The organism is Lentzea sokolovensis, from assembly GCF_033949975.1.
Classification (GTDB): Bacteria; Actinomycetota; Actinomycetes; order Mycobacteriales; family Pseudonocardiaceae; genus Lentzea; species Lentzea sokolovensis.
In genome coordinates, this window is record NZ_JAXAVU010000010.1 from 64,822 (window position 1) to 82,628 (window position 17,807).

The 17,807-nt window shown below is 68.0% G+C and carries 22 protein-coding genes and 1 pseudogene; 11 read left to right on the forward strand and 12 right to left on the reverse strand.

Translation table 11 applies throughout. From position 1 onward, the window contains the following. Positions 1 to 31: 31 nt before the first annotated feature. From SK854_RS22275 to SK854_RS22285, 3 genes are read left to right on the forward strand one after another with little or no spacing between them, the layout of a single operon-like run. A complete protein-coding gene (locus tag SK854_RS22275; protein ID WP_319977015.1) occupies positions 32 to 487 on the forward strand; it encodes a GyrI-like domain-containing protein in 456 nt (151 codons plus the stop codon). 37 nt (positions 488 to 524) lie between these two features. Then, positions 525 to 836 carry an ArsR/SmtB family transcription factor gene (locus SK854_RS22280; RefSeq protein WP_319977016.1) on the forward strand — a complete coding sequence of 104 codons (312 nt, stop codon included), beginning with the start codon at positions 525 to 527 and terminating at the stop codon, positions 834 to 836. A 2-nt stretch (positions 837 to 838) separates the two neighbouring features. Beyond that, the gene (locus tag SK854_RS22285; protein WP_319977017.1) at positions 839 to 1,720 is read left to right on the forward strand and encodes an SRPBCC domain-containing protein; all 882 of its coding nucleotides are present in this window, start codon (positions 839 to 841) and stop codon (positions 1,718 to 1,720) included. 55 nt (positions 1,721 to 1,775) lie between these two features. On the opposite strand, the gene SK854_RS22290 is transcribed toward SK854_RS22285, so the two are convergent. The 4 genes from SK854_RS22290 to SK854_RS22305 form a co-directional block, all read right to left on the reverse strand. Next, a complete protein-coding gene (locus tag SK854_RS22290; RefSeq protein WP_319977018.1) occupies positions 1,776 to 3,362 on the reverse strand; it encodes a TIR domain-containing protein in 1,587 nt (528 codons plus the stop codon). A 282-nt stretch (positions 3,363 to 3,644) separates the two neighbouring features. Then, positions 3,645 to 4,508, reverse strand: coding sequence for a helix-turn-helix domain-containing protein (locus SK854_RS22295; RefSeq protein ID WP_319977019.1), 864 nt, complete (start codon positions 4,506 to 4,508; stop codon positions 3,645 to 3,647). Between the two features lie 172 nt (positions 4,509 to 4,680). Then, on the reverse strand, positions 4,681 to 4,854 hold the full coding sequence (locus SK854_RS22300) for a DUF397 domain-containing protein (RefSeq protein WP_319977020.1): 174 nt from the start codon (positions 4,852 to 4,854) through the stop codon (positions 4,681 to 4,683). A 118-nt stretch (positions 4,855 to 4,972) separates the two neighbouring features. Next, a complete protein-coding gene (locus SK854_RS22305) occupies positions 4,973 to 5,800 on the reverse strand; it encodes a hypothetical protein (protein WP_319977021.1) in 828 nt (275 codons plus the stop codon). 71 nt (positions 5,801 to 5,871) lie between these two features. Here SK854_RS22305 and SK854_RS22310 point away from each other — a divergent pair, with 71 nt between their 5' ends. After that, positions 5,872 to 6,603 carry a class I SAM-dependent methyltransferase gene (locus SK854_RS22310; RefSeq protein ID WP_319977022.1) on the forward strand — a complete coding sequence of 244 codons (732 nt, stop codon included), beginning with the start codon at positions 5,872 to 5,874 and terminating at the stop codon, positions 6,601 to 6,603. Here SK854_RS22310 and SK854_RS22315 read toward each other — a convergent pair. Both SK854_RS22315 and SK854_RS22320 read right to left on the reverse strand, forming a co-directional pair. Then, the gene (locus SK854_RS22315) at positions 6,585 to 6,797 is read right to left on the reverse strand and encodes a hypothetical protein (RefSeq protein ID WP_319977023.1); all 213 of its coding nucleotides are present in this window, start codon (positions 6,795 to 6,797) and stop codon (positions 6,585 to 6,587) included. The genes SK854_RS22310 and SK854_RS22315 overlap by 19 nt on opposite strands. Positions 6,798 to 6,826: 29 nt before the next feature. Beyond that, positions 6,827 to 7,888 carry a DNA polymerase IV gene (locus SK854_RS22320; RefSeq protein ID WP_319977024.1) on the reverse strand — a complete coding sequence of 354 codons (1,062 nt, stop codon included), beginning with the start codon at positions 7,886 to 7,888 and terminating at the stop codon, positions 6,827 to 6,829. A 10-nt stretch (positions 7,889 to 7,898) separates the two neighbouring features. Here SK854_RS22320 and SK854_RS22325 point away from each other — a divergent pair, with 10 nt between their 5' ends. Continuing rightward, on the forward strand, positions 7,899 to 8,372 hold the full coding sequence (locus SK854_RS22325) for an NUDIX domain-containing protein (protein ID WP_319977025.1): 474 nt from the start codon (positions 7,899 to 7,901) through the stop codon (positions 8,370 to 8,372). On the opposite strand, the gene SK854_RS22330 is transcribed toward SK854_RS22325, so the two are convergent. The 4 genes and pseudogenes from SK854_RS22330 to SK854_RS22345 all read right to left on the reverse strand — a co-directional run bounded on the left by SK854_RS22330 (position 8,332) and on the right by SK854_RS22345 (position 11,048). Next, positions 8,332 to 9,111, reverse strand: a complete 780-nt coding sequence (locus SK854_RS22330) for an endonuclease I family protein (protein ID WP_319977837.1) — start codon at positions 9,109 to 9,111, stop codon at positions 8,332 to 8,334. The genes SK854_RS22325 and SK854_RS22330 overlap by 41 nt on opposite strands. Then, a pseudogene (locus tag SK854_RS22335) lies at positions 9,097 to 9,489 on the reverse strand (DUF6359 domain-containing protein); the annotation flags it as partial. The gene SK854_RS22330 and the pseudogene SK854_RS22335, both read right to left, overlap by 15 nt. Before the next feature lie 71 nt (positions 9,490 to 9,560). Next, on the reverse strand, positions 9,561 to 10,466 hold the full coding sequence (locus tag SK854_RS22340; RefSeq protein WP_319977026.1) for an NADP-dependent oxidoreductase: 906 nt from the start codon (positions 10,464 to 10,466) through the stop codon (positions 9,561 to 9,563). A 78-nt stretch (positions 10,467 to 10,544) separates the two neighbouring features. Next, positions 10,545 to 11,048 carry a DinB family protein gene (locus tag SK854_RS22345; RefSeq protein WP_319977027.1) on the reverse strand — a complete coding sequence of 168 codons (504 nt, stop codon included), beginning with the start codon at positions 11,046 to 11,048 and terminating at the stop codon, positions 10,545 to 10,547. Positions 11,049 to 11,103: 55 nt separating this feature from the next. On the opposite strand from SK854_RS22345, the gene SK854_RS22350 reads away from it, so the two are divergent. From SK854_RS22350 to SK854_RS22365, 4 genes are read left to right on the forward strand one after another with little or no spacing between them, the layout of a single operon-like run. Next, complete coding sequence (locus SK854_RS22350) at positions 11,104 to 12,246, forward strand: GNAT family N-acetyltransferase (protein WP_319977028.1); 1,143 nt, start codon at positions 11,104 to 11,106, stop codon at positions 12,244 to 12,246. Positions 12,247 to 12,283: 37 nt separating this feature from the next. Then, the gene (locus SK854_RS22355; RefSeq protein ID WP_319977029.1) at positions 12,284 to 12,949 is read left to right on the forward strand and encodes a YqeB family protein; all 666 of its coding nucleotides are present in this window, start codon (positions 12,284 to 12,286) and stop codon (positions 12,947 to 12,949) included. Continuing rightward, positions 12,937 to 13,533: a TetR/AcrR family transcriptional regulator gene (locus SK854_RS22360; RefSeq protein WP_319977030.1), complete on the forward strand. Its 597-nt coding sequence runs from the start codon at positions 12,937 to 12,939 to the stop codon at positions 13,531 to 13,533. Before SK854_RS22355 ends, SK854_RS22360 begins: the two co-directional genes overlap by 13 nt. 4 nt (positions 13,534 to 13,537) lie before the next feature. Next, a complete protein-coding gene (locus SK854_RS22365; RefSeq protein ID WP_319977031.1) occupies positions 13,538 to 14,680 on the forward strand; it encodes a cysteine desulfurase-like protein in 1,143 nt (380 codons plus the stop codon). On the opposite strand, the gene SK854_RS22370 is transcribed toward SK854_RS22365, so the two are convergent. After that, positions 14,673 to 16,286: a hypothetical protein gene (locus SK854_RS22370; protein ID WP_319977032.1), complete on the reverse strand. Its 1,614-nt coding sequence runs from the start codon at positions 16,284 to 16,286 to the stop codon at positions 14,673 to 14,675. The two genes, SK854_RS22365 and SK854_RS22370, sit on opposite strands and share 8 nt — an antisense overlap. 81 nt (positions 16,287 to 16,367) lie before the next feature. Between SK854_RS22370 and SK854_RS22375 the strand changes: the two genes are divergently transcribed. Both SK854_RS22375 and SK854_RS22380 read left to right on the forward strand, forming a co-directional pair. Continuing rightward, positions 16,368 to 16,556, forward strand: coding sequence for a hypothetical protein (locus SK854_RS22375; protein ID WP_319977033.1), 189 nt, complete (start codon positions 16,368 to 16,370; stop codon positions 16,554 to 16,556). After that, entirely contained in the window at positions 16,543 to 17,463 is a 921-nt protein-coding gene (locus tag SK854_RS22380) for a YihY/virulence factor BrkB family protein (protein ID WP_319977034.1), read from the forward strand. Before SK854_RS22375 ends, SK854_RS22380 begins: the two co-directional genes overlap by 14 nt. On the opposite strand, the gene SK854_RS22385 is transcribed toward SK854_RS22380, so the two are convergent. Further along, the gene (locus SK854_RS22385; protein ID WP_319977035.1) at positions 17,434 to 17,799 is read right to left on the reverse strand and encodes a hypothetical protein; all 366 of its coding nucleotides are present in this window, start codon (positions 17,797 to 17,799) and stop codon (positions 17,434 to 17,436) included. The two genes, SK854_RS22380 and SK854_RS22385, sit on opposite strands and share 30 nt — an antisense overlap. Between the last annotated feature and the right edge of the window lie 8 nt (positions 17,800 to 17,807).

Consider the following 17,807-nt stretch of genomic DNA (forward strand, 5'->3'; position numbering starts at 1 on the left):
TTCTGTCAGTGGTCGTGGCTAGCGTGGAGGCATGGACATCGAGACGCGTGGAGAGCAGCCCTACGCCGCGGTCAGGGCCACGGTGACGCTGGAGACGTTCGCCAAGATCGCCGACCGTTTTCCCGAGGTCATGCGGTGGCTGGCCGATCGCGAGTTACCGGTCACGGGAGCGCCGTTCCTGCGGTACTTACGCGTCACCGGCGAGGAGTTCGAGGTCGAGGCCGGGATTCCGACCGTCGCCGAGGTGCCCGGCGACGGTGAGGTGTTCACGGCCACGCTGCCCGCCGGTCAGTACGTGGTCGCCCTCCACGAGGGTAGCCCGGACGGGCTGGCCGCCGTCACCGATCAGCTTCTCGCCCACACCGTCCAGTTCGACCGCGCCGGCGACAGGTGGGGTGCTCGCCTCGAGACGTACTTCACCGATCCCGCGGTGGAGCCGGACCAGAGCAAGTGGACGACGGAGGTGGCGATCCGCCTCGCGGGCTGAGGTAGCGCGTATATGCCGATCGAGCTATATTGCTGGCATGGCATCTACATTCGCCGTGCTGGCGGATCCGAGTCGCCGGGAGATCCTCGACCTGCTGCGTGAACGCGAGCAGCCGGTCGGCTACCTCGTCGACCGGCTGACGCTCGCCCAGCCGACCGTCTCGAAGCACCTCAAGGTGTTGCGGGAGGCCGGTCTGGTCGAGGTGCGCACCGACGCCCAGAAGCGCTGGTACCGGGTGTCGCCTGGGCCGCTGGCGGAGATCGACGCCTGGCTCGCGCCGTACCGGCGGATGTGGGAGAAGAGCCTAGACGCACTGGAACGCCGGCTCGACGAGATCGAGGAGGACTGACCGTGGACGCCGAACTGCGGATGATCGAGGGCAAGCCCGTGCTGCGCTTCGAACGGGCGCTGCGGCACTCGCCGGAGAAGGTCTGGCGGGTCGTCACCGAACCCGCCGAGATGAAGCACTGGTTCCCGGCCGAGGTCGAGCTCGACGGCCGGAAGATGCGCTTCACGTTCCCGGACGACGCACCCGTCGACTCCGACGGCGGCGAGGGCGAGGTGCTGGAGTCCGACCCGCCGAAAGTCTTCGCGTTCCGCTGGCTGAACGACGTGCTGCGCTTCGAGATCCTGCCGCGCGAGGACGGCTGTCTGCTGGTCTTCACCGCGGTCGTCACGAACATGCTGTCCGTGGGCCGCGACGCACCGGGCTGGACCACCTGCCTGGACGCGCTGGTCGCCCACGCCGACGGCACGAAGTACGAGCCACCGACGGAGTGGCTGTCGCTCATCGAGCACTACGTCAGGAAGTTCGGCCTCGACGAGGGCACCGACCAGGCCGACGGCGTGCGGTTCGTCCGCGACCTCGCGTGGGCACCGCTGGACGAGGTCTGGAAGGTCCTCACCGAAGGCACCGAGGACGCGGTACCGGTCCGCGCCGCCCACCCCGGCCTGACGCCGGGCGAGGTCACGAGGGTCGAAGCACCGCGTGTGCTGGAGTACGAGTGGCTCCAGGACGGCGAGCCGAAGGGCAAGGTGCGCTGGGAGTTCGAGCACGTGCCGCTGCAGGGCACCACCCTCACGCTCGTCCAGGAGAACGCGCACGGTCCCGAAGCGCTCGCGGCCTGGCACGTGCACCTGGAACTGTTCTTCGCGGCCACACAGGGCGAGATCCGCTGTCCGTGGCCCGCTGACCGCGAGAAGGAACTGACCGAGCGCTACGCGGAGCGCTGACCGAAAGCCACAGGACCCCGGACGCGGCCGTCGCGCAACGGCCGCGCCATCGGGGTCAAGCGTGCTGCACGCGGTCGACGAGGCAGGCCCAGTCCGGCACGCACCGCCGGCCGAGCCTGTTCGCGGTCCGCAGTTCGTGCGCCAGCACGGCCAGCCGCCGGTCACGCGGGTCGGGCGCGAGATCTTCGAGCCGCTGCACGTCGGCCGCGCTCAGGCGGAAGCCGACGAGCTTGGTCGAGTCGATCTTCGCGATCGTCCACCAGCAGGACGCCGCCGCGTAGTCGCAACCCAGCATCCGGAACTGCTCCTCGGCGTCCAGGAGATCCCGCAGCGCCTCGGACTTCTCACGGGTGGCGAGCAGCAGGTCGGCACGCACCTGCCGCGACCTCGCGACCACCTCGGGATAGTCCGCGGTGGCGATGACGCTCGTGACGAACTCCTTGCCCTCGTTGTACTTCCGTGCCGCGAGGCAGAGCCGCGCCTGCAGGACCGTGAGCCAGTGGTACGGCTCGGTGCCCGGTGTCAGCAGGCCCTCGGCCACCCCCGCGCTCTCCCACGCGGCCGCCAGGAGATCCCGATCGCCCGTCATCTCGTGCAGCAGCAACTGCTTCTCCGCGTGCAGCGAGGCGCACACCCCGACCTCCTCGCTGGTCGGTCCGCCGATGGAGCGGAACGACGTGGTCGCGAGGATCAGCAGATGCTCGCAGTTGCGCAGGTAGAACTCGCGGTCGTACGGCATGGCCTCCATCGCCATGTGCAGGAAGACGCGCGCGTGGGCACGCTGTCCCCGCGCGGCCGTGGGCAGGTCGCGGTACTTCTTCGCGATCTGCGTCCCCTCCTCGGCCACCGACGCCGCCTGGCTGAAACGGTGCTCCCGCAACAGGTGCCACGCCTTCCCCGACACGAGGACCTTCGCCATCAGGGACCCTTCCCCCTTCAACGGCGACGTCGACGAGAGCGTCTTCAGGCACACCTGCGACAGCCGGCTGACCAACCTGACATCGCCGTGCGCCTTCGCGACGCCGACCACCGAGTCGAACGCCCTGGCGAGTTCGAGATCGCTTTCGCCCTGCTCCACCAGTTCGTGCGCGAGCCGGTACGCGAGCTCCGACGACGGCGGATGCGCTTCCAGATCCGCCAGCATCAGCCGGGTCCGGTGCGCCACCCCTTGTTCCACCTGCATCACTTCACCCCCGTTCCCCACCTCGAGCGCGCCGAGACTGCGCACCAACTCCTCCTCGCCGAGCCGCGTGCCGGGATCGAACCGGTGGAGCACCAACTGCTGCAGGACGGACGGCAGCGCGTTCGCGTCGACGTCCGGCGGCACCACCGGCATCACGGCGCATCCGTTCGCGCCGCCGTGGTGGTAGATCTTGTGCCGCACCAGCCCCGCCTCGTAGCGCACTCCCCTGCGCTCCACGAAGTCGTTGGACTGCAACGCTTTCACGTAGTCGTCCGACACGATGACGAGAACCGTCCTGTCCCGGACCGCGGTCTCCATCCAGGCCGGAATGGACAGTGGACGGATGATCGGGAGATCGCCGTCCCAGAGCACGTCGAACCCGCGGGACCGCAACGCCCCCACCACGGCCGAGGCGGCAAGACCCCCATCGCTACTGCTGTAGCTAACGAATATGGCCATCGCAGCGCCCTCTCCCGTGATGATCTACGAGGGGGTGGGTGCGATTTCTGGTGCCCTTGCGCATGATGAGCCTCCTGCGGGTGGTCGCGCGCCGGTCGGCGAAGACCGGTCTGGGCGAGGGCCCATCACCCGAACGGGACCTGGATGGCGGAACTCATCAGGGTTCGAACGTCATAGGCTTGCCTACGGCGACATTGCCTCGCCTCATTGGACTGGGGTTCGGTTGTGGTTTGCCATCGGACGGGTGGCTGTTGGCGCAGCCACCCGCCCGGCCATAGCGATTCAGGCCCCTCCTAGCTCCTCAAGTCGGCGGTCGATCATCTTCGGCGTCTCACTGGCCGGCAGTGCGAAGTTCTCCAGCTGGTAGAAGTGGTTCAGGTACTCCTTGAGCTCTGGCCCGGACGTCTGGACCTCGTCGCGGCCGGGGAACTCCAGCAGCAAAGCGAAGTCTTCCTCCCCCTCCGAGAACTCGAGGATGGAGAACGAGCCCTTCATCGACGGGTGGATACCGGCAGCGAAGGGCAAGATCTGGATTGTCATGTTCGGAAGAGCACAGACTTCCTTCATCCGCACCAACTGCTTGCGGAGCACATCCTCACCACCGACCACCCGGTGCAGCACGGCTTCGTCCAGGCAGAACACGATCTCGGGGCCGTCCGGCTCCAGCAGCACCTGACGGTGCATCCGGATCTCGACACCGCGTTCGGCACGAGCACCCGACTGCCCGAATGCCGTGACCAGTTCCATCGCGTACTCCGGAACCTGGATCAGTCCCGGAATGACGTTGAGCTGACACTGCCGAACCCGGATCGCGGACGCCTCCAGCTCGACGAATCTTGCGAACTGCTCGCTGAAGGAGCCCCGGTACTTCTCCATCCACTCCGATTTCGACTGCCGGATCGCCCTGGTCATCCCCACCAGTTCGGCGACGCGAGCGTCATCCCGCACCCCGTAGTGGAAGAGGAGTGCCTGGACATCGGTGACCGATATCTTGTTCTCCCCCTTTTCGATCCTGATCAGTTTCGAAACAGACCAGTCCATCGCGTCGGCGACAGCTTGCTGACTCAAGCCGAGCCCGTCCCGCGTCTGCCTCAGTTCGGCAAGCAGGCGCTTCTGCAGTACGACGGGACTTTCCTTCCGGGGCAACGCCCCTCCTCCCACGACCTGCTACATAGCAGAATGGTAACCCCCAATTAGAGGTCCTCCACAATGCTTGTCCACCAATTGACCAATTTCAAGAGGAGAGATAGCAGCATGAAGCCCCGCAGATCAACTTCCAGACTCCATCCGAGTGCAGCTCGTCACCCGTTCGGCGAACTCACGAACGAGCAAGGGCCAAGAACGCCTGCCAGCCAAGCCACGGAACCTCAAGCCGCTGACCGTCGCGATCCTTGGAGTCCCTGATCCGAACGACTAAGCCATCGATTGCGCACTCAACGCAGTTGGCTTCCTCCGTGTAAGAACTACGCTTCCAACCGAGCTCCGCCGCCATTGGTCGCCCTCCCGGCAAGGTCCCCGACCCGACAAGGCCACACCTGAGCGTAGATCCGGCTAGTTGATCGATCTACCGCCAGAGGTCGCCTACTGGAACTTGTTGACGTCAGGTGGAATCAGAGCGTGGCGAACCGGTCGACGCCGATGCCGCTGATCAGCAGGCGTTCCTTGCGGTTGCCCGTGAGCCGAGCGGTCCAGTCGACGAACCCGCCGTCACCGATCTCCTCGCCGTCGCGGAAGACCTTGAAACACAGACCTTTGTAGTAGCCGGTGTGCCGCGACGGGTCGACGGGCAGATCGCCGCGCACCACCTCGAACCGCGGATCCAGCACGGTCACGCGGAATTCGACGTCACCGCACGCCTCACGCAGGAACGCGACGTGCTCGGCGAAATGCTCACGCTCGAAGGCGAGCGAACCGCGATCACGTCCCGCCGACACCGCCGCGAACAACGTGAAGTGCGCGAACCTCCCGGCACCGCCGAACAACTGCGCGCGCACCACCCGCTGCATCGCCGCCAGCCGCACGTCGTCCGATCCGGCCTGGCGCAGCAGGGCGGCCTCCAAAGCGAGGGCGTTCGTCGGATCGGCCGCGACCTCGGTGCCGCGCATGGTCGACAAGATGTTGTTCTGGTCCATCTCGGCCACCGCGGAACACGTCCCCAGCGGTGCCACAGGAGCAAGTCCCAACACGGAGAACGACGACGGCAGCGCGGCCAGCAGGCGATCCTCCGCCGCGCGCAGCACGGGGAACGGCACAGAAGAAGGCGCCACGAACCGGTCGGACCGGTACTGCCGCAACACATCGGCGCCGGACAGCGCGCCGGCACGTCGGCGCGCCAACGCGAGCAGCAGGCTCGTCAGGTCGCTGCCGGACAGGCCCGCGAGCCGGTCCAGCACCTCTTCACCGCCCACCGACCGCAGGACTCGTGCCAGAACACCCATGCCTGCCATGATCCGCGTCCCGGCCAGCGGATTTCCGGCGAGCACGTCGGTGGATCACTAGGGTCGTGATCATGACCGAAATCCAGGAAGGCGAGTTGTGGGGCCGCAAGGCAGCGGAGCGGGCGGCGATCGGCGCGAAGATGTCCATGCCTGCCTGGAAGACCGCGATCGAACGCACCGGCATCACGGAGGGCAAAAGAGTTCTCGACCTGGCGTGCGGTAGCGGCGAGTTCTGTGCCGCCGCGACGGAAGCGGGCGCGAGGGCGACCGGGATCGACATCTCGACAGCCATGATCGCGCTGGCGCGGCAGGCGAGCACCGCCGAGTTCCACGAGCTGCCGCTGGGGCGACTGCCTTGGCAGGACGGCACGTTCGACGTCGTGACGGCGTTCAACGCGCTGTTCTTCGCGCCGGATCCCGATGAGGCGTTCGCGGAGGCGGTCAGGGTCAGCAAGGACTACGTGGTCGTGTGCGAGTGGCATCCGGAGCACGCGAGCGACCTGCTGGTCATCGGCCGGGCCGTAAGAGGGCCTGGCGGGCGCAAGGGCGCGACGCTGCCCGAACCACACGAGAAACTCACGATCGACATTCCCCAGGAACATCCCGACGAGGCCACGATGCTGCGCAGCTTCCTGAGCGTGGGCAGCTATCAGCGCATCATCGAGAGCGAGGGGGAGGAAAAAGTCGTGGAAAAAATCCGGGCCGCCGTTGAACCGTTCCGGACCCCAGACGGCGCCTATCGATTCTCGAACAAGTACCTGATGTCCATCTTCCGCAAGAACGGTCAGGCGGCGAGCATCTGATAGCCCGCGCTGGTCAGTGCCGCGGGGCCGGAACGGGCGCTGATCAGGCCCGCAGTGGTCAGGCGCAGTCCGGCGAACTGGTCGGCGCAGCACAGGCCGTCGACGAGCAGGGAGCTTCCGGCGATCTCGCAACGGCCGTCGGCCACTGCTCTGAGAACGGCGCGGTCGCGGTGGGTGAGCGATGTGTCGGTCATCTTCTTCTCCTAGCCTTCAAATCCTCTACTTACTGATACGTCGAAGGAGAAGGCTTCGGTTCGACATCTTCGTCAGAGAATTCTGCGCGCACCCCCAGAAGGCGTACGGCGCGACCGTGTTCGAAGCGGTCCAGCACGACCAGAGCGGCCGCCGCCAGCTCCTCAGCGGAGGACGTCGGCGCAGGCAGCTTCATCAGACGGACCTTCGTGAAGAACGGCACGAACCGCACCTTCACGCCCACGCGCACGGCCGGACGCCCTTCGGCGACCACGTCCGCCGCCACCTGGTGCGCCAGCGCCACGACCTCGCGGCGGATGTCGTCCAACGAGGCGAGGTCCTGCTGGAAGGTCTTCTCGTGCGACCGGGACTTCACGACCCACGGCGTCGCGCTCACGACCGTGTCACCGGCGCCCTGAGCGACCCCGCGGAAGTACGGACCCATCCGGGGACCGAACCGGGCGGCCAGCGCGTCGACGGAAGCCGTGGCCAGGTCCGTCACGGTCACGAGACCGAGCTCGGCCAGCTTGCGCTCGGTCTTCGCGCCGATCCCCCACAGCGCGGACGTCGGCCGGTGCCCCATCACCTCGGCCCAGTTCTCCCGCGTGAGCCGGAAGACGCCGGCGGGCTTGCCGAACTCGGTCGCGATCTTGGCCCGCAGCTTGTTGTCGCCGATGCCCACCGAGCAGTGCAGGCTCGTCGCCGAGAGCACCGCCGCCTGCAACGACCGCGCGAACTCAACGGGATCGTCCGTGGAAACCCCGACGAACGCCTCGTCCCAGCCCATCACCTCGACGACCACGGGGAACGAGCGCAGCACGGCCATCACGTCCGCCGACGCGGCCTCGTACAGGGCGTGGTCCACCGGCAGGTAGACGGCGTCCGGCAGCTTCTTGAACGCGGTCCGCAGCGGCAGGCCCGAGCGCACGCCGAACTCGCGCGCCTCGTAGGACGCGGTGGCCACGACCGCGCGTTCGGTCGGGTCGCCGTTGCCGCCCACCACCACGGGCCTGCCGCGCAACGACGGATCGCGCAGCACCTCGACCGCCGCGATGAACTGGTCGAGGTCCACGTGCAGGACCCAGTCCGCCATGCTGGACAGTATGAAACGGTCGGCCGGAATCCTGCTCTTCAGACGACGCGAGCAGCTGGAGGTGCTTCTCGGGCACATGGGCGGCCCGTTCTGGGCCCGCAAGGACGCCGGCGCGTGGTCCGTGCCGAAGGGCGAGTACACCGAGGACGAGACGCCCGAACAAGCCGCACGGCGCGAGTTCGAGGAAGAGCTCGGGCTCCCGGTGCCGGACGGCGAGCTGATCCCGCTCGGTGAGGCCAAGGGCTCCGGCAAGGTCATCACGGTCTGGGCGCTCGAAGGCGATCTGGATCCGGAGACCGTCACGCCGGGCACGTTCGAGATGGAGTGGCCGCCGAAGTCGGGTCAGAAGAAAACGTTCCCCGAGGTCGACCGCGTGCAGTGGTTCAGCGTGGAAGAGGCGAGCGCGAAGATCGTCTCCGCGCAACGCCCCTTCCTCGAACGTCTCACGGCCAGATGGAGGAAACCCACTCCGGGTGGTCGATGAACGGGTTCCGGTTCTTCTGGTAGCGGTCGAAGATCACCTGGTTGCGGTTCTTCTCGAACGCGTCCGGCGGGTCGGCGGCACTCCAGGCCTTCAGCACCGAGAGCCTGCCCATCTTCGGCTCGGACCCGTTGGACACCTGGTCGTTGAGCTCCAGGTCCGCGAACCCGTCGCCGCCCTGGTAGCGCACGGCCATGTAGAAGATCATGCGCGCGACGTCGCCCTTCACCGCGGCGCGTGGTTCGAAGGAATCGCTGTCGTACCTGCTGCCCGTCGCCTCGGGGACCGCGTTCCCGCCGTTGTCGAAGTCCAGGTTGCCGCGGGTGGCGTTCACCGACACGTCCTCGGGACGCAGGTGGTGGATGTCGGTGCCGGGACCGGTGGCCGTGCCGAAGTCGCCGTGCGACTTGGCCCAGACGTGCTCACGGTTCCAGTCGTTGGCGCCGCCGCCGTTGGTCGACTTGGCCTGCGAACGACCGCTGTACAGCAGGATCACGTTGTTCGAGTTCGACGGATCCTGGTCGGTGACCTTCAACGCGTCCCAGACCTGGTCGTAGCTGAGCTTGGTCTGGGTGCGGATGATCGAGTTCAACGCCGACTTCAACGCCGCGCCGCTCTTGCCGCAGGCCGAGGTGTAGTAGCTCTCGCAGGCCGAGGGCGGACCGCTCGTGGTCGGCGGAGTGGTCGTGCTGCTCGTCGGCGGGGCCGTGCCGGCGAACGCAAACGCCGTCGACGAGGTCAGTCCGGCGTGGGAGAAGTACGCGCTCAGCAAGCCCGTGACGTCGATCTGCTTGCCCAGCAGCGACGGGTTCGACTGCATGCCCCACGAGGCGCGGAACGCCGACGGGATCTGCACGTAGACCATGTTCGACGTGCTGGTCGTGGACGCCGAGTCGGCCAGCGCCAGCGCGTAGTCGTTGGGATAACCCGAACGGATGACCGTCGTCGTGGCCGTGGGTTGGCCGACGACATACCCGCGGACAGTCGCCGACGACCCGTTCTGGGTCGCGATCGCCTGCGCCACGGTGAGCGGAGCTGCTGCGACAGCGGCGGTCGACCCGTAAAGGCCAACCGCCGCCAGCAAAGCGACAACTAAGGCAAGTGGACTCCACCGCGCCATGAACACTCCCCGATCGTGTGGATGTGTGTCACACGATCGGTGTACATGGTCAACGCACGGTTAACGAGGGGTCACGGCACCAGGACGACCTTGCCCGTCGTCCGGCCGGACTCGACGAGCTCGTGGGCCTTCGCGGCCTCGGCCAGCGGCACCACGTGATCGATCTGCACCTTGACCTGCGGCAACGCGGCCAGATCGGCACCGGACGCGACGACGCTCAGGAACAGCTCGAACCGGATGCCCAGCTCGGAAGCTCGGTCAACGTCAAAACCCGGGTTGCCGGGAACGACCGACACGAGCACGCCACCGGGCTTGATCACCTGGGCGGACCGCTCGGCATACCCCCCGCCGATCGTGTCCAGCACGACGTCGACCGGCTCGATCTCGGTGAAGTCCTGGTGGCGGTAGTCGATCACCTCGTCGACCCCGAGCGAGCGCAGGAAGTCGTGCTTGGCCGCCGACGCCGTGCCGATCACGTACGCGCCGCGCGCCTTGGCGACCTGCACCGCGACGTGCCCGACGCCACCGGCGGCCGCGTGGATCAGCACCCGCTGACCGGCCGACACGCCGGCCCGCCCGACGAGCGTCTGCCACGCGGTCAGCCCCACCAACGGCGTCGCGCCCGCCTGCTCGACGGTCAGCCACGACGGCCGCCGCACCAGGTCGGCGGCGTTCACGACGGCGTACTCGGCGTAGCCACCGCCGGTGCCGGGGAAGGTCAGCAGCCCGTAGACGTCCTCACCGGCCACGAACCCCTCGGCGTCCTGCTCGACGGTGCCCGCGACGTCCCAGCCCAGCGTGAACGGCGGCTCCCCGAGCGCGGGGAATCCGCCGGAGCGGATGTAGGTGTCGACCGGGTTCACGGCCGCCGCACCCACCTTGACCAGCACCTGCCCCGGTCCGGGCACGGGCGTCGCCACCTCGGCGACCTCCAGCACGGACGCGTCGCCCACCGTCTTCTGCGTGATGACTCGCATGATGATCCCCCTCGTGTTCTCGACGGGAACCATCTTGCAGTTAGCGCCAACTTCTAGAAAGTAGGCACTTGCAGGTGACTAACTCTCCCTGAGATAGAGATCCCGGAGCAGCGCGATCTCCGCGGCGTGGTGGATCACCTCACGGTTGATGTGCAGCACCAGGGTCGCCATCGGCTCCGCCGCGAACGGCCCCTCCGCTGGACCGACGGCTTTCGACAGGTCCGCCGTGCGCGCGCCGGCCATCCACGCCGCGTAGGCGTCGTCCAACTGCTTCAACGCGTCGTCCGCGGTCATCGCGAACTGCCAGGTCGCGTAATCGGCGGGCGGACCACCGAAGTGCGAGGCCGTGCGCGCGTTGAACACGCCCACGATGATGTGCGCCATCCGCCACGCGATCGTGGTGACCGGCACGGGCTCGGGCGCCGGGTACTGCCAGTCGATCGTGTTGTCCGGACGCACGGTCCACGCGTCGGGCACGGGCTCCCAGAAGTACTCGTCGTCGGTCATGCCTTCCAGCCGTGGCCGCAACTGCACGTTCCAGTGGAATTCGAGCTGGTCCGTCAACTGCTTGTTCCAGTCCATGCGGACGACCGTAAATCCGTTTGCGGACAACCACCGCCCTGGAAACACTCCGCCCGTGGAAATCCGCACCTCACGCCCTGAAGACCTCCCCCGGATCGAGAAGCTCGTCGTCTCGCGCATGGACCCCAGCGACGGCGTCGACGCCCGCCTGCTGATGACCGACCCGGACGCGGGCTGCGACTGGGTCGGAGTCGCTGACGACGACGGCCGGATCGTCTCCACCCTCACGTTGATGGACGAGACGGTGACGCTCGCCGGCCTCGACATCCCGGCGGGCCAGATCGAACAGGTCGCCACCGACACCGAGTACGAGGGCAGGGGCCTGGTACGCGGGCTGATGGACTGGGCGAACGACAGGTCGGCCGAGCGCGGCCACCTGCTCCAGTTCGTGATGGGCGTCCCGTACTTCTACCGCCAGTTCGGCTACGTCTACTCGATCCCGATCAAGCAGACTCGCCCGCTCGTCCGGAAGCCGGAAGCCGTTGCGGGACACACGATCCGGCGCGCGACCGAGGCCGACATCCCGGTGCTGAACCGGCTCCAGGACGAAGCCCAGCAGGGCGCGGACCTGCGCGTGGGCCACGGCACGCCGTGCTGGCGCTGGCTGATCGACCGCACCGGGTCGATCACGTGGATCGTCGACCGCGACGGCACCCCGGTCGCCACGGGCCGCAGCACGCCGGAGGAAGAGGGCGACGTCGTGCTCGGCGAGATCGCCGGCATCGACGACGACGCCGTTAAAGCCTTGGTGGCACTGGTGCATCCGGCCGAGGCCGGCGAACGGCACCCGGCGCTGGAGGAACACCTGGGGGCCAGGAAGGCGGACCTCGACCAGTACATGGTGCGCATCCCGAGCATCCCGAGACTGCTGGAGCACCTGAAGCCGGTCTTCGCGCAACGCCTGCGGGGCCATGACCCCGTCGAGGTGGTGCTCGGCTTCTACCGCACGCACGTCCGCTTCCACTGGGACGGCGAGGAGATCGGCCCGTACGAGTGGGGCGGCACGTTGCTCGGCCCCGGTTCGCAGGGCGGCGCGGGCATCGCCCCGGACCTGCTGGCGCCGTTGCTGTTCGGCCCGCACGGCATGGACGGGCTGCGCCGCCGGTTCTCCGACGTCTACCCCGGCCCGAAGGAGGAGCTGATGACCAGGCTGTTCCCGCCGGTCACGAGCGATCTGCTGACCTTCTACCTGCCATAACCCAGAATAAACCGAGCGCTCGGTCTAGTATTGGCGCATGACGACTGTGCAGGAGACCGCAGCTGTCCGGTACGGCATCTGGGTCGCGTGCCCGGCCGTCGGTGCCGCCGCGGGATGGGGGCTCAAGCTCGCGGCCGGGTGGATCACGACGCTGAGCTGGTTCCCGTTCCAGGGCGTGTTCGAGCTGGTCACGGACATCCCGGAGCCGTGGTCGACGCTCGCGGCCCTGGCCGTCGGCGCGGGCGCGGGCTTCGTGTTCGCGTTGTTCTGGGCGAGCGAGATGATGTCGGTCGAGGTCTCGCCGAGCCGGATCACGCTGCACAAGGACGACAGGACGTTCGGCTTCGGCCGCGACGAGATCGAGTCGGTGTTCGCGGACGGCAAGCAGCTCGTGCTGTTGTCGCCCGGCGGCGCCGAACTGGCCCGCGAGACCTCCGACCTGAGCAGGGCCAGGCTGGAACGGGCCTTCACCGAGCAGGGCTACCGCTGGCGCGACGCGGACCCGTTCGCCGGTGAGTTCCGGATGTGGGTCGAGCACGCGCCCGAACTGCCGGCGGACGTGAACGCGCTGTTCACGGCCCGCAGGAAGGCCATCGCGAGGTACGAGAACGCGGAGGCCGCAGAATTGGCGCGGGAGATCCGCAAACGCGGCGTCTCCGTGCGGGACGAGAAGAAGAGGCAGTACTACAGGTGCGAACGGTAGACCCGGTCAAGCACGCGGAGAAGAAGCGGCACATCACCGACACCGCGGCGGGGTTGTTCGCGCAGAAGGGTTTCGAACGCACGACCGTCGCGGACATCTGCAGGGCCGCCGACATCAGCACCGGCAGTCTCTTCCACTACTTCCCCACCAAACGGGCGATCTTCCGCGAGATCTTCGTGCAGGACGCCGAGGACAACGCGCAGATGTTCGCGAAGGCCCGCGAACTGAGCCCGTGGGACGGCGTCCTGCTGATGGTCGACCATCTGTGCGTGCCCGCGCTCGACCGGTCTGTGGCCGGGCTGGTGCTGGAGGTCGTGGCACAGGCCAGCCGCGACCCGGAGCTGTGGGAACTCGTCGGCCGCAACGAACAGGTGATGCGCGACGAACTGGCCGAACTGCTGCGACAGGCGCACGACGCCGGCCAGATCACTCTCCCGGTGAGCGCGCTGACGGCCGCGACCTGGGTGCAGGCACTGGTTGACGGCCTTTACGGCAGGTTGATCGACCCCGACTTCGACGCCACCGAACAGGTGATGACCCTACGGTTGATCCTTTCCCGATTCGTGGGTGCTGAAGCACGATGAGGGCATGGCCTACGACGTCGCAGCGGTCCGCGCCCACTTCCCCGCCTTGCGCGAGGGTGCCGCGCACTTCGACGGACCCGGCGGCGCGCAGGTGCCCGACGTCGTCGGCGAGGCCGTCAGGGCCACGCTGACCTCCGCGGTCTCCAACCGCGGCAGCGTCACGGCCGCCGAACGGCGGGCCGAGGAGATCGTGCGGACCGCACGGCGCACGATGGCGGAGTTCCTCAACGCCGGCAGCATCGTGTTCGGGCGCAGCATGACCCAGTTGACCTACGACTTCGCCCGCACGCTGTCGAAGAACTGGCGGCCGGGCGACGAGATCATCGTGACCAGGATCGACCACGACGCGAACATCAGGCCGTGGGTGCAGGCGGCCGAGGCTGCCCGGGCCACGGTGCGATGGGCGCCGTTCGACCGCACGACCGGTGAGCTGCCCGTCGAGGCGGTGACGAAGCTGCTGTCCGACCGCACCCGCGTCGTCGCGATCACGGCGGCGTCGAACCTGCTCGGCACGCGTCCGGACGTCGCGGAGATCGCACGGGCGGCGCACGAGGCGGCGGCGTTCGTCTACGTCGACGGCGTGCACTACACACCGCACGTGCCGGTCGACGTCGAAGCGTTGGACGCGGACTTCTTCGTGTGCTCGCCGTACAAGTTCCTCGGCCCGCACCTCGGCGTGCTGGCGGCGGCGCCGGAACTGCTGGAGACGTTGCGGCCGGACAAGCTGCTGCCCTCGACCAACGCCGTGCCGGAACGGTTCGAGCTGGGCACGCTGCCGTACGAGCTGCTCGCCGGGACGACCGCGGCGGTGGAGTTCATGCGGGAGCTGGACGGCTTGGAGGAGCACGAACTCGGTCTCCGCGAGCAGCTGGAGAACGGGCTGCGGGAACTCGGCGTGCGCATCTACAGCAAGGCCTCGTCGCGCACGCCGACCGTGCTGTTCTCCGTCGACGGACTGGACCCGGCCGAGGTCTACCGCAGACTCGGGGCCGAGGGCGTGAACGCGCCCGCCGGCCACTTCTACGCCCTCGAATGCTCGCGGTGGCTCGGCCTGGGCGACAAGGGCGCCGTCCGGGCGGGCATCGGGCCCTACACCGACGAGTCCGATGTGGACCGTCTGCTCAAGGCCGTGGCCAAGCTCAGATGAACAGCACCAGCGCGGCGTAGACCGCGCCGATCAGCACGCTGATGTTGAGCTTGCGGGTCACCCGTTCACCGGGGTGCTCCGCGATCAACGACCGGGCGCGGGCCCACATCAGCTTCTCGCCCGCCTGCGCGTCCGGCAGGTGCGGCGTCGTGAGAACGTCACCGTGCGGCCCGAACGCGAGCATGAGCTGAGGGCCGGAACGACGCACACCGTGCAATTGCGCCCACGGCACGCGGTAGGTGAAGACACCGGTGTAGAGCACGACCGAGTTGTGGTCGAGGCGCAGCATCGGCTGGAACCGCGTCACGGCCGACAGCACGCACTGGATGCCGATCAGCCCGAGCACGATGAGCTCGGGGTAGAACTTCAGCGCGATCAACGCACCGGCGGCGCCGAGCAGCAGCGCCACGCCCTCGACCCGCCGGCGGTCCCCCGGCCAGATCGCGTGCGGCAACTCGACCGGCGTGCCCGCCGTGACCGGCTCACCCGGCAGATGTGCACTGTGGACGATGTGGCGCGGGCGGACGCGGTTCAGCGTGCTGGTCGCCACGACCTCACCCTCGACGAGCAACGCCACCTGGCCGCCGTGGTGCCACTCCCCCGCGACGAGCACCTCGGCGGGGTCGAGCCGCACCGGCGGGTCCTCCTCGCCGCGCCACACGCGGCCGAACTCCTCGGTGTCGTGGTAGAGCGGCTCCTCCAGCCCGAGGTCGGCGAGCGTGGTGAGCGTGGCGATGTCCTTCTTGCCGTACCGCAACAGGATCCGGCGCGGCCCGATCTGGTGGATCTGCAACCGGATGGCCTTCACCGGTCCCGTCCACAACGCGCGGCGGCGGCGTTCCCGTGCGGCCAGCAGGATCGCGAAGAACACGGCGGAGCCACCGATGGTCAGCCACCACGTGACGTCCTCGGGTTCGTTCGCCATCCGCACCCACGTGCCGTCCGCGAGCACCGGCACCTCGTCGCCGACCTGATAGGACTCCGGCGCGAGCGGTTCGAACGCGGCGCGCTGCCGGTCCGGCAGCTCCACCCACACCTCGAAGGTGTTCTTGATCTCGACGACCTCGGCGTCGACGCGGCTGGCGTTCGCGATGTGCTGCTCGATCGCGTCGTTGGTGAGGCTGTACTGCACGAACGTCAGGAACCCGAAGAGGACCAGCAGCACGGCGACGACGCGGAGAACTCCGCGTTGTGGCGGCAGGTCCGGCAGCGAGACGATCGTCGCGCCCGCCGCCTCGTGCTGGTCCGCACGCGACCTGACCGTCCACGCCGCCACCAACGCGCACGCGGCGGCGTGCAGCCCGAACGCCAGGTTCGCCACCGCACTGCCGTCGAGCATCAGGTCCATCGCACCGAACAGCACGCCCATCGCGCAGCCCGTCAGCACACGACCGAACAACAGCAGCAACGGCGTGGCCAGCAACGGAACCACCGCGAGAGAGAACAACGGATCCGGCAGGCACGGGTGCGCGACCGTGCACGGCGACTCGTTCGCGCTCACGGCGAAGTAGAAGGCGACCATCCACCCACCGACGAGCCCGACCCTGGTCACCCACCACGGAACCGCGGCTGCTTGCCAGCGCTGGACGTCCACGGGACCGATCATGGCACGACCATTGCTCCGAACGGCGCGATTCGCCCTTGAACAAATGGGTATCCGCAGCTCAACCACTTAGGAGGTGGACACATGCTGGCCATCATCGCCGCAGTTTCGTTCGGCCTCGCGCTGATCCTCGATCTGGCGAAGGTAGCGCTCGGTGACGTGATCACCGTCAACACGCTGATCGTGCTCGGGTTGTTGCTGCTCGCGTTGCACCTCGCCGGAGTCGGCACCGGCACCCGGTCGTTCAGCTGGCGCCGCCGTGCCCGCAGGTAAGACCGTCGAAGGCCCCACCAAGCTGCCGAAAGGTGCTTGGTGGGGCGTTCTCAAACGGACGGTCAAGGAGTTCAACGACGACAACCTGACGGACTGGGCCGCAGCGCTCACCTACTACGCGGTGCTGTCGCTGTTCCCCGGGATCATCGTGCTGACGTCCGCACTCGCGCTGCTGGGCGACACGACGACACAGGAACTCCTGAAGTACGTCGACCAGGTCGCGCCCGGTGAGGCCGGCAACCTGGTGAAGTCGTCCATCGAAGAGCTGCAGAAGAGTCAGAACGCGGCCGGCCTGCTGGGCATCATCGGTCTGCTGACGGCGTTCTGGACCGCGTCGGGCTATCTCGGTGCGTTCATGCGCGCGTGCAACGCCATGTACGACGTCGAGGAAGGCCGCCCGTTCTGGAAGACGGTGCCGCTGCGACTCGGGCTGACGCTCGGCGCGGTGATGCTGGTGTCGCTCACGCTCGGTGCGCTCGTGCTGACCGGCGGGATCGCGGACGCGGTCGGCAACGCCGTCGGACTCGGCGACACCGTGGTCACCGTGTGGGACATCGTGAAGTGGCCGGTCATCCTGCTGCTCGTGAGCCTGGCGTTCGCGGTCCTGTACTGGACCGCGCCGAACGTCCGGCAGCAGGGCTTCCGCTGGGTCAGCCCCGGCAGTCTCCTCGCGATCGTGCTGTGGGTGCTCGCGACCGTCGGTTTCGCCGTGTACGTCGCGAACTTCGCGTCCTACAACAAGACCTACGGCTCGCTGGGCGGCGTGATCGTCTTCCTGGTGTGGCTGTGGATCTCGAACATAGCCGTGCTGCTCGGCGCCGAGTTCGACGCGGAACTGGAGCGCGGCCGGCGGATCACCGAGGGCGAGCCGGACCCCTCACCCGAGCCGCGTGATCTCGCCCGGTAGGTCGGCCTCCACCGCCGTCCACACACCGTCGGGACCGGCCTCGACGCGCTCGCTCGTGTCACCGGGGACGAGCACCCACAGCTGGTCCTTCTGGGACAGCCACACCACGCCGATGCCGTCCGCCCGCGAACTCGTCGCGTACTCGTAGGACTTGCGGAACACGTCACCACCGTTGCGGTCGGTCACCCGGACCTCGCTCGCGCTCTCGGCGTGCGCGACGAACTTCCCGCTCGGCGACTGCTTGGGCGCGCCGGGCCGGGCGAACCGGTCCTCGCGGTCGCTGCCGCAGCCGGTGAGGACCAGGAGCAGGGTGACGAATGCCGCCAGGGCCCTCATGACAGCTC